General features: G+C 45.4%; 14 protein-coding genes. 2 read left to right on the forward strand and 12 right to left on the reverse strand.

The features are described 5' to 3' along the window. Nucleotides 1–102: 102 nt before the first annotated feature. From EKN16_RS12620 to mraZ, 4 genes are read right to left on the reverse strand one after another with little or no spacing between them, the layout of a single operon-like run. A complete protein-coding gene (locus EKN16_RS12620) occupies nt 103–2,283 on the reverse strand; it encodes a penicillin-binding transpeptidase domain-containing protein (RefSeq protein ID WP_125657391.1) in 2,181 nt (726 codons plus the stop codon). A 10-nt stretch (nt 2,284–2,293) separates the two neighbouring features. Then, the gene (locus EKN16_RS12625; RefSeq protein WP_125657394.1) at nt 2,294–2,701 is read right to left on the reverse strand and encodes a cell division initiation protein; all 408 of its coding nucleotides are present in this window, start codon (nt 2,699–2,701) and stop codon (nt 2,294–2,296) included. 58 nt (nt 2,702–2,759) lie between these two features. Continuing rightward, entirely contained in the window at nt 2,760–3,692 is a 933-nt protein-coding gene (gene rsmH / locus EKN16_RS12630) for a 16S rRNA (cytosine(1402)-N(4))-methyltransferase RsmH (protein WP_125657397.1), read from the reverse strand. Between the two features lie 57 nt (nt 3,693–3,749). Beyond that, nucleotides 3,750–4,187, reverse strand: a complete 438-nt coding sequence (gene mraZ / locus EKN16_RS12635) for a division/cell wall cluster transcriptional repressor MraZ (protein ID WP_125657401.1) — start codon at nt 4,185–4,187, stop codon at nt 3,750–3,752. Between the two features lie 224 nt (nt 4,188–4,411). On the opposite strand from mraZ, the gene EKN16_RS12640 reads away from it, so the two are divergent. Then, entirely contained in the window at nt 4,412–4,663 is a 252-nt protein-coding gene (locus EKN16_RS12640) for a hypothetical protein (protein ID WP_125657404.1), read from the forward strand. Between the two features lie 117 nt (nt 4,664–4,780). On the opposite strand, the gene EKN16_RS12645 is transcribed toward EKN16_RS12640, so the two are convergent. The 7 genes from EKN16_RS12645 to EKN16_RS12675 all read right to left on the reverse strand — a co-directional run bounded on the left by EKN16_RS12645 (nt 4,781) and on the right by EKN16_RS12675 (nt 13,262). Further along, nucleotides 4,781–6,421: an RNA polymerase sigma factor gene (locus tag EKN16_RS12645; protein WP_125657407.1), complete on the reverse strand. Its 1,641-nt coding sequence runs from the start codon at nt 6,419–6,421 to the stop codon at nt 4,781–4,783. A gap of 182 nt (nt 6,422–6,603) precedes the next feature. After that, the gene (locus EKN16_RS12650) at nt 6,604–7,680 is read right to left on the reverse strand and encodes a DUF4349 domain-containing protein (protein WP_125657410.1); all 1,077 of its coding nucleotides are present in this window, start codon (nt 7,678–7,680) and stop codon (nt 6,604–6,606) included. A 250-nt stretch (nt 7,681–7,930) separates the two neighbouring features. Further along, nucleotides 7,931–9,202 carry an adenosylhomocysteinase gene (locus EKN16_RS12655; protein WP_125657413.1) on the reverse strand — a complete coding sequence of 424 codons (1,272 nt, stop codon included), beginning with the start codon at nt 9,200–9,202 and terminating at the stop codon, nt 7,931–7,933. An 18-nt stretch (nt 9,203–9,220) separates the two neighbouring features. After that, nucleotides 9,221–10,870 carry a bacillithiol biosynthesis cysteine-adding enzyme BshC gene (bshC, locus tag EKN16_RS12660; protein WP_125657417.1) on the reverse strand — a complete coding sequence of 550 codons (1,650 nt, stop codon included), beginning with the start codon at nt 10,868–10,870 and terminating at the stop codon, nt 9,221–9,223. A gap of 164 nt (nt 10,871–11,034) precedes the next feature. Beyond that, on the reverse strand, nt 11,035–11,430 hold the full coding sequence (locus tag EKN16_RS12665; RefSeq protein ID WP_125657420.1) for a DUF3397 domain-containing protein: 396 nt from the start codon (nt 11,428–11,430) through the stop codon (nt 11,035–11,037). 23 nt (nt 11,431–11,453) lie between these two features. Continuing rightward, entirely contained in the window at nt 11,454–12,401 is a 948-nt protein-coding gene (locus EKN16_RS12670) for a ketopantoate reductase family protein (RefSeq protein WP_164522777.1), read from the reverse strand. 213 nt (nt 12,402–12,614) lie between these two features. After that, nucleotides 12,615–13,262: an RsfA family transcriptional regulator gene (locus EKN16_RS12675; protein ID WP_125657426.1), complete on the reverse strand. Its 648-nt coding sequence runs from the start codon at nt 13,260–13,262 to the stop codon at nt 12,615–12,617. A 269-nt stretch (nt 13,263–13,531) separates the two neighbouring features. Between EKN16_RS12675 and EKN16_RS12680 the strand changes: the two genes are divergently transcribed. Then, the gene (locus EKN16_RS12680; protein ID WP_125657429.1) at nt 13,532–13,768 is read left to right on the forward strand and encodes a DUF2626 domain-containing protein; all 237 of its coding nucleotides are present in this window, start codon (nt 13,532–13,534) and stop codon (nt 13,766–13,768) included. Between the two features lie 73 nt (nt 13,769–13,841). On the opposite strand, the gene EKN16_RS12685 is transcribed toward EKN16_RS12680, so the two are convergent. Continuing rightward, the gene (locus tag EKN16_RS12685; RefSeq protein WP_164522778.1) at nt 13,842–15,011 is read right to left on the reverse strand and encodes a class I SAM-dependent methyltransferase; all 1,170 of its coding nucleotides are present in this window, start codon (nt 15,009–15,011) and stop codon (nt 13,842–13,844) included. Nucleotides 15,012–15,049: the final 38 nt, after the last annotated feature.

Genomic DNA, 15,049 nt, shown 5'->3' on the forward strand with positions numbered 1-15,049 from the left:
CTCGTAAACGGGAAATTTCGTCCATCCGTTTCTTAATCCAAGCCTATTCGGAAAGAAAAAAGGTTAGAACAAGCTATCTGTCTTGTCCTATCGTCTGTTCAGCTACTTTTTCCCGCTCTCATTAACGGTTTCCGTCGTCTGCAGCTCAGCATCCGGCGGGGCAAGCATAAGCTTGAGTACGTTCTCTCCATTCTGCTTAGCCAAAATTTGTGAGGATACAAAGCCTTCTCCGACTGTATAGCAGCGCATTTGCAGGATCGAACAAATCTCTAGCGCATCACGAAGCGATAGCCCCTTCATGTTCGGGATCGGGAGCTTGCTCCGTTCCTCTGTCAGTAGATAAACACGCTGAGCCGGAGCTACCGCCGTCCCAGCCTTCGGTATTTGCTGCAGCACCTTACTGCCTTTACCTACGACCTCATATGCGAGAGCCCTAGATTTGAGCTGCGCTTGCGCTTGATTCAAGCTCTGATCTGCCAAATCTGGAACAGTTACCGTTTGTCCCTTTGGCTGTGCCTCACTAACGGTTGTAACCACTGGACTCACGCCCATATGACGCAAACTTTGCAATACGATCTGTTTGAAGACTGGGGCTGCAACAGTACCACCGCCTGCGAACTTATCGTTCGGTTCATCAACAACGACATAAACAACAATCTTGGGATTACCCACTGGTGCAAATCCGATAAACGAAACGACGTATTTATCACTGGAGTAGCCTTTACCTTTTACAACCTTCTGGGCTGTCCCGGTTTTACCTGCTACACGGTAACCTTCAATATAAGCATTCTTCCCCGTGCCGATCTTCTGATCAGAAACGACCTGTTCCAAATATTCATCCACCTGTTTCGCTGATTTCTCAGATATCACCTGACGGACAACGACTGGTTTCGTCACGGTCACCTTCTTCGTCACTGGATCTTCTATTTCTTTCACTAGGTGAGGTACCAGCAGTTTGCCGCCATTAGCAACCGCTGCAACGGCTGCAACCTGTTGAATCGGCGTAACTAGTACCTTACCTTGTCCGAAAGCAGCTGTTGCAACCTCTGTGGCATAGGTAGGGTTAACAACACCTGCTAACTCGCCATTAAGCTCGATACCTGTTTTTTGACTAAAGCCAAACTTCTTAATATAGTCCATCAAACGGTCTGCCTTCAACATCTCATAGCCAAGCTTGACGAAAGCGACGTTACTTGAACGCTTCAAGCCCTCTAGATAGGTTATCGTCCCCCATCCTGCACGATTATGATCGTGAATCGGGCTACCAGCGATTTTAATAACCCCAGACTGATATTTAGCTTCTGGATCAAACAGACCTTCTTGAACGGCACCGGCAAGTGTAACAATCTTGAAGGTCGAACCTGGTTCATATAAAGATTTGATCGAATGGTCATAAAAGTCCACAGGAGCAGCTTTCCAATATTCATTCGGATTAAAATCCGGCAAATTTGCCATGCCGAGAATTTCCATCGTCTGCGGATCTGCCGCAATGGCCGTGATGCTCTTCGGCTGATATTTCACATAGGCTTCTTTAATAGCCTCTTCAAGATAATGCTGAATCTCCATATCAATGGTCAGCTTGATGTTGTCACCGTCGTGAGAAGGTTTAAAGCTGACTGTCCCGTTCTCGAGAATAACACCATTGCCGTCCTTCTGATATTTAATCTCGCCTTCTTCACCTGTTAACTGCTTGTTCAGAGAGGCTTCTAGACCCATAATCGGCTTGCCATCTCTATTTAAGTAACCAAGTATATGAGAGGCCAAATTATTATTAGGATAATAGCGTTTCGTATCTGTAGTTAAGAAAATGCCATTGTCCTTCTCACCCGTTTGCTTTTCAAGTTCATCCTTGAATCTCTCTAACCGATCGGCAACGGATTTGTCGATTTTATACCCTTCTTTACGCACTTCTCGTTGATCAAAATAGTTGCCGTCTTTATTCTTTGCTTCAATAAGACTTCTAATTTCCGCTTCCGGCTTGCCTAACACGAGATGAAGCTTGCTAACAATAACAGCTTCAAGATTCAGCTTATGTATGACCTTTGGCTTCACAATTACAGTGTAAGCCGCGACATCCATGGCTAGAACTGCACCATCACGATCCTCAATCGTACCCCGTACAGGAAACAGCTTCTCTGATTTGGACCAAACCTCTCGCGCTTTCTCCGACCAGAAGTCGGCGTTAACGACTTGAACCCAATAGATTCGGCCTACTAAAACAACAAAAAGGAGGGTGATAAGCCCTCCAACCAATAACGTGCGTAATTTTATCCGTTTTGTCATCGTCCCTCACCTATTCCTTATTCATTGCGGTTGCGGTCTCTTTGGGTCCCGTTCCCACTTTAATAGGTCCATTCGGAGCTGCGCCATATCCATCTCCTTCAGCTGCCTTCTTGATATAATCCGGGTTGCTTTTCAGAGCCACTTGCTTCTTAAGCTCAACCATATCAAATTGCATTTGAGCTTGCTGTTTCGTTAATTGTTTGATCTGTAGATCCATTTGATAGATTTGGGCATAACGGAAAATAATCACGCCCGCCACAAGAACACAGACCAATATTGTGAACATGTACAACAGTTTTTCTTGCATGGGCAATGTCTTTCTTTTAACTACAACTGTTCTTGTCTCGCGGAACGCTTGCTTCTGCTGCTCCGGCTTTCGCTTGGGCTGTAAAGCTAGATTACCATTCACATATGCCATTATGTCTCTTCTTCCCTTCTGCTTCTTAAATGTTGGCCTCTATCTTGAAAAATATTATCTACAGTTTCTCTGCGACTCTTAGCTTCGCTGAACGTGCTCTTGGATTAAGTGCAAGCTCTTCTTCACTTGGAGCAATTGGCTTGCGGTTGACCAATTTCAATCGACCATTCCCGCCGCATACACATAATGGAAAGTCTGTCGGGCAGGTGCATTTTTCAACAAATTTTGCAAACAACTGCTTACAAATCCGGTCTTCTAGTGAGTGAAAGGTAATAACCGATGCTCTTCCGCCAGATTTCAACACATTTATCGTCTGCTCTAGTCCTTCTTCTTCCGCACCCAGCTCATCATTGACCGCAATTCGCAAGGCTTGGAATGTCCGTTTGGCCGGATGAGGCCCTGTACGCCGAGTTGCGGCAGGTATGCCGGATTTGATCAGCTCTACAAGTTCACCCGTCGTCTCAATCGGCTTCTCCTCGCGTGCTTGTACGATTTTACGAGCAATTTGCCGTGCAAAGCGTTCTTCGCCATAATTCGTAAGAATCCGCGCAATTTCTCGATCATCCCATGTGTTCACGATATCATTGGCTGTCAGCATGCTATCCTGATCCATACGCATATCAAGCGGAGCATCATGATTGTAGCTGAATCCACGGTCTGCCTCGTCAAGCTGCGGGCTTGAAACACCAAGATCAAACAACACGCCGTCTACGGCTTGTATACCAAGATCATGTAAGACATTCTCTAAATAACGAAAATTACTTTTTACCAATGTGACTTGCGGCATATAGGCTGCCAAGCGAATACGTGCATGATCGAGAGCCCAATCGTCTTGATCAAGCGCAATAAGACGCCCACCCTCGCTAAGTCTTGATGCAATTAGCTCACTATGACCTGCGCCACCTAATGTGCAATCGACATAGATACCTCCCGGCTTAATAGCCAGTCCGTCTACGGCTTCTTCCTTGAGCACTGTTACATGTTGAAACAAGTTGTAGCCCTCCCGGCTCTAAGGTCGCCTCTGCAATTACCGATTAAGGCCAGCGATCTAGAAATTAAAATCAAAATCCACAAGCTTCTCTGCGATATCATTAAATGTCTCTTCGGATTGTTTGAAGTAACCTTCCCAAATCTGTTTGCTCCATATTTCGACTCGATTGGAAACACCAAGCACGATACAATCCTTGTCCAGCTTCGCATAGTCGCATAAGTTATTCGGTAAGTTTACCCTTCCCTGTTTATCCAGCTCGCATTCGGTTGCCCCGGAGAAGAAAAAACGGGAGAAGGCTCGAGCGTCCGACTTCATCATTGGCAGCGACTTCAACTTCTGCTCCAATACGCTCCACTCACTCATCGGATAAACAAACAAACAGTTATCAAGGCCACGGGTGACAATGAATTGATCGCCAAGCTGGTCACGGAATTTGGCTGGAATAATAATACGGCCCTTATCATCAATGCTATGCTGATATTCACCCATAAACATTCGGCCGCTCCACCTCTTTCTCCTATATCACCACTTAGCCCCACTTTTCACCACTAAGGTTGATGTATTCGCCACATAAAATGTAATTCCTGCTCCATTAGAATAATTTCAAAAATATTTCACGGAATTAATCTTGTTACACTTTTGAAACTTTTACCTTACAACGATCGTGTAAACTGAAACCAATACACTCCGGGCGTTAACGAATGAAGGAGCTAATAGTAGTGATGAATACCATTTGTGATAAGAAAATAGAGCTGCTGCGTCCTGTTGAGCAATTGTGTTACCAAGTCGCGCATTATCTGCTTGGTAATGCTTCTGAAGCCGCTGCGGCAAGTGAAAGTGCCCTTATCGAGCTGTTTCGATCTCGATTGTTCGTGGAAGGCACGGAGGATGAGAGAAAGCGACTAGCCAAAGAGGCCGCTATCCGTAATGCCATGCGACGTGCATGCATCAATCAAATACCTTTGCATTAAGCGCTGAACGATCGTTCCCCTAAGCGCAACAAAAAGAGCAGGCGCCACTGCGCCTGCTCGAGTACTCCTAATCGTTTTACTACTCTGATCTAACTCCACCCTATACATCTGCTAAGCTTAATGAGGGTACCGCCAAAGAATGGTTGTAAGCCGTTTTTTTTCAGTATCAGCTGGCAACGACAGTTTACCCCTGCGTTCCAAATACTCCAATACAGCAAAAATAAGTGTTGCACCATCACCGATTGCTTTGTACACGATTTCTTTATCCGATATGAAAGACGGTGCGTCCCTTCTCCATATGGCTGTCATGTCCTCATAGATTTGGTCCAGCTTTTTTTTGAAATCTATGTCGCAAAATACTCGATCTAATATCAGGTGCAGCGCCTCATGTTGTGCAGCGTTAAAAAATGGAACAAGACACACCGGTTTACTACCATCCATTGACACAAAGCCCTTTTCAACAAGCCTTGCTATGATGAGCTTATCGTACTCGTTGTGAGATTCCCCGCTTTCAATAAGATCAACGACTCTTGCCATGTCCGCAATATCGGACACATCGAAGTCTCTCCATGTCATCCCAGACCACCACGATTCAATCTGAAGTCCGCCATAATAGTCACTGTTACGCGATTTGATGCCATTTGTGGCATATTTTCGGACAATCTCGTGGTTGGGTAGACGCTTTCGATACTCTTCTTCGCTATATACAATTGAAGCAGCTACTATATACTTCCCGCCGTCTTTTCTTTCATCAGGCTGATAGCGGGCATAATACGCCGTATCCTTCACTTGGTAATACTGCTGAAAGATTGCATAAGGTAATAACGCCCACAGAAGAAAGGTATCGTTCAAGTCCGATCCGTGAAAACCAAGACTGCGGATTTCACTCAGATTATCGGCCACACATGCACAGATTTCTTCCGCAAGCTCCTCTGCCTTGGATTTAATATAATCGGTTTCAGCAGACAAGCTCACCATCGTTTCAATGATGAAGTTCGTCCGGTACTTCCCTTTCCCCTTTTGCAACACCAAGTCCGACTTCTCTAGCTTCTGAATTTCATCTTCTACGAATGCGCTAGCAGTCCCAATCTTACGGGCGATATCTTCAATACTCAGAGCCTTCTCATAGATCGCAACGCAAATGTTCGCCGTTAATAAGGAATTGAAATAGCAGTTCGGTTCATTATTCGGGCCCGGTGACCCACTGTGACCGACCATCATCCTCACAGGATTAAAACTTAAGTTATCGACGGTTTGTTCCATCTTCATGGCCTCCTTCAGCTTCTTACGCACTTCAAAGAGATGCCACTTTACAGTCCCTGCAGCAATCTGCAAACGTTCAGCTATCTGCTCCACACTTTTTCTCTCATAGTAGTATTGGACCGTAATATCCCGGTGGAGGCGCGACAAATAAGCAACCTCCTGCCTTAGCCCTAGCAGCATATGGTCTGTCTCTTCTGTGAGAATCTCGGCTTTCTCGTCAAGCAGCGAATGCATGTGATCGATATCCACATTGCTCCAGTGGCGTTTCTCTCTGGCTAGATAATTGCTCCATGTATAACAGCAGATTGTGTGAACCCATGCGTCCATGTTATCTACCTGTCTGCCGGTACCAAGGGACCGATACAAAGCCAGCGATATCTCCTGAGACAGATCCTTTGCATTTTGTTCATGTGAGGTTTTTGATAGTGCAAAGCCGAATATTTTCTTCGAATAGACTTGTAAATGTGACTCAGAAAGCAGGTTGTGTGCAGTCATGTGGTGACCCCTTTGACAGTGGTATGCTATATAAGTAGCCGAAACGGTGCATCGGTTGGTATTTTGAGAAAATATTTATTCTCCTTTATTGGGTCTATTCCCTTCTTAGTAAAAAAAGAGCTGCCGCCATCAGACCATTGAAGGCCAGCGGTACAGCTCTTTATTCGATCCTTATATCATGATTACAATTTGTCATCATCTGTCGGAGGGGTGGGTTCTGCTGAATCTTGCGCTTCTCGTTCAGCGATTTTCTCATCCACTTGGACTTTAGAAGCGATGTTCGATTTTCCTCGACGGTTACTGCGGTAAGCCCAATACACCGGAATCCCGATAACAACCAACAGAAGCAGAACAGGCAAAGCGCCAGCGATGAAGATAAACACGCCTTGGATGAAAGCATAGACAACATTCGCACTACCTGACAGCGCATTCTGCAAGCTCTGCAGAAAACCCGTTTTTTCTTCCTTAACTACTGGAACTTCAGTGACCGTTTGTTGATACATACGCAGTTCGATTGTGGAGTACGCTACATTTTTGTCCAAATAACGCATTCTTCCCTTAATTCGTTCGATCTCCGTCTGAACATCACCAAGCTCATTGGAGATTTTCAGCAATTCATCTGTTTTTACTGCTTTCTCCATAAAAGATAATAACCGCGCCTCCACGACTTGCCTTGCTTTCATCCGCGATTCGAGATCCACATACTCTTCTGTAACATCCGTTCCTTCGATACTGCTTTCATAGCTTGAGCCTTTAAGCTTCTCTAGCGCAGTTAAGAAAGAATCAAAACCCGATGAAGGAACTTTAATTGTATAAGTACCACCCAGCTCAGCCGAGGTTTTCTTATCATCAAACTTGAGCAGATATCCGCCAGAAAGATGAATAATATTCTTCAGCAGTGTTTGCGCCTTTGCATAGTCATCTACCTGCATAGCCACGTTAGAGCGGTAAATCAGCTTGCGGTTCATACCAGCATCATCAGCTATGGAAGGATCGGTTTCACTCGCACCAAAGCTTGCTCCCGCTGCAGCTTCCGGCGATTCAGTGGCCGTATTACTTTTTGAATCTGCTTTGCTCTCGGATGCTACACTTCCCTCAGCTTTGCTAGTAGTCGCCAAATCAGCGCTTGAGTTGCTCTTGCTGTTCTCATTACTAGCCGCCGAGCAACCCGACGCTACAATAAGCGTGAATATGATCATCATAGCAGCAAGTATTTTTACTCCTTTAACCCCTCTAACACCCTTCTGAACCTCTTCCATACGACAACCCCCTATATTTATTTGGTTGGTACACCCTACTATACGAGATGCCGTTGGAAGATGTTGCAAATTAACCCAGTAAACAAAAAGAAACGTCTACGCCGTCCTTGGTGGCGAAGCAAATTTCTTCCCTCTGAAAAATAAGCAAAGTATGGAGAAAACTTATACTTTCTTATTTTTTAAGCAAAGAACCGCTTGAACGGATTTCCAAGAAAGAAATCCAGCTCCAAGCGGTTCTATGGATAAACGTTTATTCGTGTTCTGCCCAGCTTTGGAGATAGCTCTTCTGTTCTTCAGAAAGCTTATCGATCCCAATACCCAGTGCTTCTAGCTTGAAACGGGCAACCTGTTCATCAAGCTCATAAGGAACGTTAACGACTTTGCCGTCAATTTCATTATAATGATCATTCACATATTTAAGCGACATGGCTTGCAAAGCGAACGTCATATCCATAATCTCTGCTGGATGTCCGTCTCCCGCTGCCAGATTAACAAGACGGCCTTCTGCAAGCAGGTAGATGCTGCGTCCGTCTTTAAGCAGATACTCTTCAATGTTACGACGAACAGTACGTTTGCTCGAGGATAATGCTTCAAGCTCCGGTTTGTTCACTTCGATATCAAAATGACCAGCATTGCACAAAATAGCGCCATTCTTCATCACTTCATAGTGCTCGCCACGAATAACATCGCGATTACCCGTCACTGTAACGAAGAATTCACCCACTTTTGCAGCTTCGCTCATCGGCAGTACAGTGAATCCATCCATATAAGCCTCAACAGCACGGATGCTGTCGATCTCCGTCACGACAACGTTCGCGCCGAGTCCCTTCGCCCGCATCGCAACTCCTTTACCGCACCAGCCGTAGCCGACAACAACGACTGTTTTCCCAGCAACAACAAGGTTAGTCGTGCGATTAATGCCGTCCCATACCGATTGTCCTGTTCCATAACGATTATCGAATAAATATTTACAGAATGCATCGTTAACGGCAACCATTGGGAATTTCAGCGAACCGTCCTTCTCCATCGCTTTCAGACGAAGAATACCTGTTGTTGTCTCTTCAGCACCGCCACGAATTTGGGCCATTAAGTCTGGACGCTCTGCATGCAGGATAGAAACCAAATCGCCGCCATCATCAATAATTAGGTCTGGCTTAGTTTCCAGCGCTTTTACAAGAAGTTCTTTATATTCCTTAGGCTCCGGATTGTACTTAGCAAACACGGTAATTCCATCTTCAACCAGGGCTGCACAAACATCATCCTGCGTAGACAACGGGTTACTTCCAGTAATCGTAACCTCAGCGCCTCCAGCTTGAACGACCTTGGCAAGGTAAGCCGTTTTGGCTTCCAAGTGAAGAGAAATCGCCACCTTCAAACCTTTGAAAGGCTGCTCTTTCTCGAATTGCTCACGAATACGATTCAATACCGGCATATGTGCCGCTACCCATTCAATCTTCAAATGTCCTTCAGGCGCGAGCGCCATATCCGTTACGATGCTTGTTTCTTTCGCATTAATAGCCATTTCTATTCAGCAACCTCTCTATAAATAAATGATTCTATGACTGCCTAGACAATCAAAGGGAACTTCTAGCAGCCGATCCAGCCAAGAACGACCAAATCGATTCCAAAATACAGTGACATTAACTACACGTTCCTGCGGTTTGCCATCCGGCCATATCGATACTGCGATACGGTCCAATTGACGAAGCGAGGCGTCGAACTGCCTCGCATGGGCTTCCTTCGTACGTGTCTGGAGAAACGCGATCTGATCCATAATTTTCTGCTTATTGGTCTCACTCAATGCGGATAATCCGCCTTCAACCGTTGCGACCAGATCCATGATAGGTTGATACAGCTCAGCGAACTGCTGCTTCACCTCATCAAACCGAGCTTCAATATTATAACGATCCTGCCCATTAAGCCAAGCTTCCTTATATTCCGCAAATCGGTTTACAACATTCTCAAATGTTAATTCATATTTCATCATATGCTTGGTAACTGCTGCTTCGACCAAGGTAAACGACATACGTGGGACAATAATCGGCATCTGCATATCAAAAGAGCGAAATGCTGCTCCTGTTAACGCCCAATAGGCAATTTCTCCTGGACCGAGCACAGCTGCAAGAACAGGCAGAACATAGTCCTGCATCAATGGGCGAGTAAGCACATTGTTGCTGAGTCGTTCTGGCGATTCGTTAGCGATACGCAGCAGCTCCTCTTTTTCCCAGGCAACCGTTCCTTTCCGATTCTCAAATCGACCATCGCGTTTGTAAAGCAAGGTACGCTCTCCAACTGCACTGCCTTGATCATCTTGAAAAAGAAATACATTCGCACTCCCTGTCACGACATCCGCTTGAGGTACGAAGCCAAGTTCACGGATATGATCTGCGCCACATTGATAAGCTTCTTCAAGCTCATCATTACGTTCGATCATTCGCTTGAACAGGGGTCCTTCCAGCTTGCGAAGCGCCGGATCGTCCGAATCCATAAGAACAAGTCCCTGCTTACCAAATAGCCACCCCATCGTATAAGCGAACCATTCAGATAAGTTATCGGAGAGCTTGGCAAAGGAAGTCAAAGATGCTATCAAATCACGCTTGTATTCACTGTCAGGCAAGGTTTCGCCTAACTTTTTGACAGCTTCCAGCATAGCTTCCTGCTGCAGCTTCGTGCGACTGACCGATGTACGATTTCCTTTCGGACGCTCTATAGCAATCTTGACGAGCTGATTCTCTTGATTCACGATCAGGGTATGATTCGCTTCATCCCAATCATGATCTTCTCCTGCAATCCAGAACAAGGGGATAACGATCTGTCCGGTCAACTCGGCTGCATGCCTTGCAGCAGCAATAACCGAAATGGCTTTATGTATAACGAGAAGCGGTCCTGTCCAAAGCCCTGCCTGTTGACCGCCCACAACTACTGGAGCTCCATTGCCAATGGCTTCAATGGCCAATTTCACTTCATCGCTGTCATTAAAACGTTGATTGTACCGGGTTAGCGTCGTTGCCAATTGTTCTGCAGAAACACGATTAGCCGATTGATCCTTTAGCCATTGTGCCCTTCGCTTCCAATCCGTGTCTTCCGCCGGATGGCTGCCAAATAGTGACTCCACCTCGGGCCGAGTTCGTCTTACATATGCCTCGGTAATCGGCTGACCGAAAGGTAGCTGAACCGATTCGATTTCCATGTACAGTCTCAACCTTTCATTCACATGGGATAACTTTATATAACAATAGGAAAGAATAGATAACCGTTTTTTTCATTGTACACAACCTAAAGCACACCGTCAAAAAAAATCGCCTTCCTTTAAGCGGAAGACGATTAGCGTATAATACTCTAAAGGATCATTATCTATACAGTGAACAAGCTTCTTCCAATGCCAATAAACATCAGAATGACATAAAAGAGTCCCATAACAAAAAATCCAACTCGCCAGATGACCATTGTAATGCGCTTTACGTTGATCATGCCTTTCTCCCTGTACTGAACGTTGCCGAGGAGCCCCGCTCCAAGTAGAAATACAAGCAATATCCCATACAATCCAAAGGAACTATTGAAAAGGCGATCAAACAACACAGCGACGCAGCCAATAAGCAGGGCCGTCGTCACATCCATTGCTGTACGGAAAGCCTTCTTCCGATCACCGGTGTAAGCTCCAAAACCAAAATATATAAGTAGAAAAGGAACAATCGGAATGACGGCCAGAAACGCATAGACATGTTTAATACTTTCCCAAATCCACAGCATCACAGTCCGCTCCTCTCGCTACCTCATATTACTAACGATTTAATTAAGATGGTCATAGCATCATTCAGTGGCGAGGGTTTGTTCAATCGCTTGGCAAGTGCCGATATTCCACCATTGATCCACTCAACTTCAGTAGATCGTCCTGCTGACACGTCCCGAAGCATGGATGATTCATTGCCAGCCGTTTGTATACAAATGGTAAGTAAACGTTCCCAAGAATTTTCAGAATCCTGCATACCTGCTGCCCTTAAAACCGACTCGCTCTCTGCATGAAGCGCCATCATCAGCCTTTTTCTACTGGGATTTAAGGGAAGTTCTCCATTTCTTACGCCATAAATGGCCGTAAGTGGGTTAATTACCGCATTAATCAACAATTTGTGGTAAACTCGATTACCCATTTGATTCGACAGTTCTCTATTAATTCCTGCAAGGGAAAGAGTCTGAAGTAACATTTTTTGCGCTTTCTTCACTTCTTTTTCCTGAGATGACCAGTACCCAAACGTTAAGAGGCCATTGCCGGTATGCTTTACTGTCGTTTCATTGACACGAAGCGCTCCCTCTGTGGATACAGCTGCATACAGATTCTCAGGAGGAATCACCGCTTGCAATCTCTCCATATGTCCAATCCCATTTTGCAGGCACAGCACTGATGCTCCTCCTGCCGCTAATCGCGCTATATGATGAAGAAGCTTATCATCCAGATGGGGCTGTTTAACCGTAAGCCAGATCCAATCCTGCTGATTGGGTAACCCCTCATTTGGTGATTCAGTTGAAGTAAAGAATGGCTCGTCCAACGCAGCAGCTTTGATTGAAATTCGCGAAGTTATATCTTTCTCCTCAAGCGTAATGCCCTGCTCACGCAAAGCTTGAGCTTGGGCTGTCGTTCGAGTTAATAAGGTCGTCGAGATGCCTGCGCGAGCCAGCCTCGCAGCATACATAAGCCCGATTGAGCCTGCACCCACTATCATCATCCGCAAGTTCATCTTCCTCTACAACATTTTCTATCATGGTAACAGATAATAAATAAAAAATCCCGCCTAGGTGGCGGGATTTTTTATCGGTGATACATGCTTGGGTACAATCGGAAAAACCAATCATCATTTGATGAATGCTGCTCTCAACCATAGGTTGAGTGCAAACCAATCATCATTGCTGAACACAACCAGAGGTTGTGTTCAAACCAATCATTCTATCCGTTCCAAGTTACCGTTCGCATCCATTTTGAAGCGCGGCTTTGCTCCGTCTTCTTCCGTTAACACGGTGAGCCTTCGTGCACGATCCATAATTTGAATAAGCGTTTTATAATCATCATTAACCGCGCGGTAATCCGTTTGTACATTATTGACTTCGAGTGATAGACGTTCATTCAGCTCTCGCAAGGTGTACAATTCTTCTTCTTTGTCCCGAGCATCACGCTCAAGTGTTTTAATCTGCCGGTAAAGCTCCTGATAGGTTCCTTTCCATTGACGAAGGAAACGAATAACCGTATCAATCGATAAAGACTCTTCCGTCATTGGTTCGTTTTTGTACACGCGCTCTTCTGTGTCGACCATACCAATCGCGGATACATGAGGAGCTACCACGTACGATTGTTTTTTCATATAGTTCCGTTTCTGGCGCTGCTGCTTCGCAATCTGTATAGCATCTTCATAGCGCTTGCGGACGCAGCTATTCCAGCGAAAACCGCATGCGGCGGAAGTCCTAGCGATCCGCTCCCCGACTTCTTCAAAAGCGGCTAACTGTGTACTACCTTCGCGGATATGCCGCAGCGTTACCTCGGCGAGGATGAGATCATCATCCGGGCTCCACGCATCTTGTCTGACTGCTGTCATGCAACCAAAACCTCCTAACGTTAGGCGCTTACTTTATCTCTATGCCCTTGGTAGAGTTCATAGAATCTATCGGATACTAATTTGTATATCCATTTTTTTATGGGCTCATACATGTTTTTTTTGAATTTGAGGCAAACTTGTATCAAGTCTTATTATCAAGACAAAAAGTTTGCCAATTCGTCACGACTGAAATTGTTTACAGTCGTTACCTGAAACGTTATAATGGGCAATAGAAATCGGGTCGTGACTGACGAGAGGGGGATGAACTCATGGCACGCATGTTCCGAGTGCTTGGTTTTTGGACGCTTGTTATCGCTCTAATGGCTTTTGCAGGCCACATGACTGAGATGGCGCTGTTGTTTTTTATCCAAACCGTTGTTTTTGTCTTACTCGGCTATTTGAACTTCTCCGAGAAAACGTATTTGTTAATGTTCTGGGCATATATGTTTATCTCGTTTGTTGGATTTACTTACTGGACGGTATTCGTAATGGGCAATCCGTTCTAATATCCCCAACTAAACCTACAAATAGCCAAAAGGCTGCTCCAAGTAGACAACCTCTACCTGGAACAGCCTTTTTTCATTTTTGCAATACCATCACCTTGAAGGATTCGCTCATGCTATCCCCTAACAGTAGCTGCCGAATGGATCGGTTTCTTCTAGCTGCCTCTCCGAATGGATCTGAACCATCATGTGCGGTTAAATCTCCTAATAGCCCTTGGTCCAAAAGGAACTGTTTCTGCGTGTCATAATAGATCACCTGCCATCCTGCTTTCTCTGCGGCTCTTCGGCAAGCTGTGAAATTCACATGTGCGGTTATGTCCTGTTCTCCGATGAACTGAAAAGGATCGTCATGTGCCCGGTGATCCTTATAGCACAGCAGCGTCCCTCGCATACGGTGGGAAGCCGACAATTCAACGGCCTCATGGCCATAGTCAACAATTATAAACATACCTTCAGCTATTCGATCTGCCATCCAATCAATAAAGCGTTCAGCAGCAAGGTTTACCTCTAATTCCTGTCCCTCCCGAAGATGAATGCCATCTGCCCGCAAGGATTCCTCGATCAGGGGATCAGAAAGGGGCAGATAAGCATATTGAAAAGTACCTCCTTCACTACGTAGTTCTTCCTCCATAAAGGTCACACCAAGCTCCCAGAGCTGTCCCTCTCTCTTAACTATCCGATGAACGGGAAAGGCATCGAGCAGCTCGTTCGCCAGTAAGATCGTCGGCTTCGCTTGCCAATCACAAGCTTCTGTTTCTTTAGGCAGCATATATCGTAACCCAGCAAGTCTGAGAGGTCTCCCTTCTTGCTTCCCCACTCTTTGAGCTTCCTCCAAATGAACAGGATTACCATCAATAACACTGTAGTTCATTTGCTTTATCCATTCATGACCAGCTTGCTCCCATTCATGAATGATTTGATGCGATAACCGCCCTGTTCCTGCTCCCCATTCAGCAGCATCAGCACAACCCCCGTACCCCTCAACTTGCTGAGCAATATAACCTGCGAGCTTCTCTCCCATGATCGACCCAACAGCAGAACTTGTGTAGAAATCTCCTGTTTTACCTACTCTTACTTTGCCTGATTGATAGTAACCGTAATCAGGATCATAGAGACACATCGCCATATAATCATGAAAAGTAAGGCAGCGAACCTGTTCTGAATGAGCACCAAGCTTCATACCTGCCGCACCTTCTAGCTTTATCCTAGCTGCAATTCGGGTTCTAAGTTGTTCTGAATGATGCATAACAACCTCCATCAAAAGACAAAATTTGTTATTCAAGA

This window comes from Paenibacillus baekrokdamisoli (assembly GCF_003945345.1).
Lineage (GTDB): Bacteria > Bacillota > Bacilli > Paenibacillales > Paenibacillaceae > Paenibacillus_Z > Paenibacillus_Z baekrokdamisoli.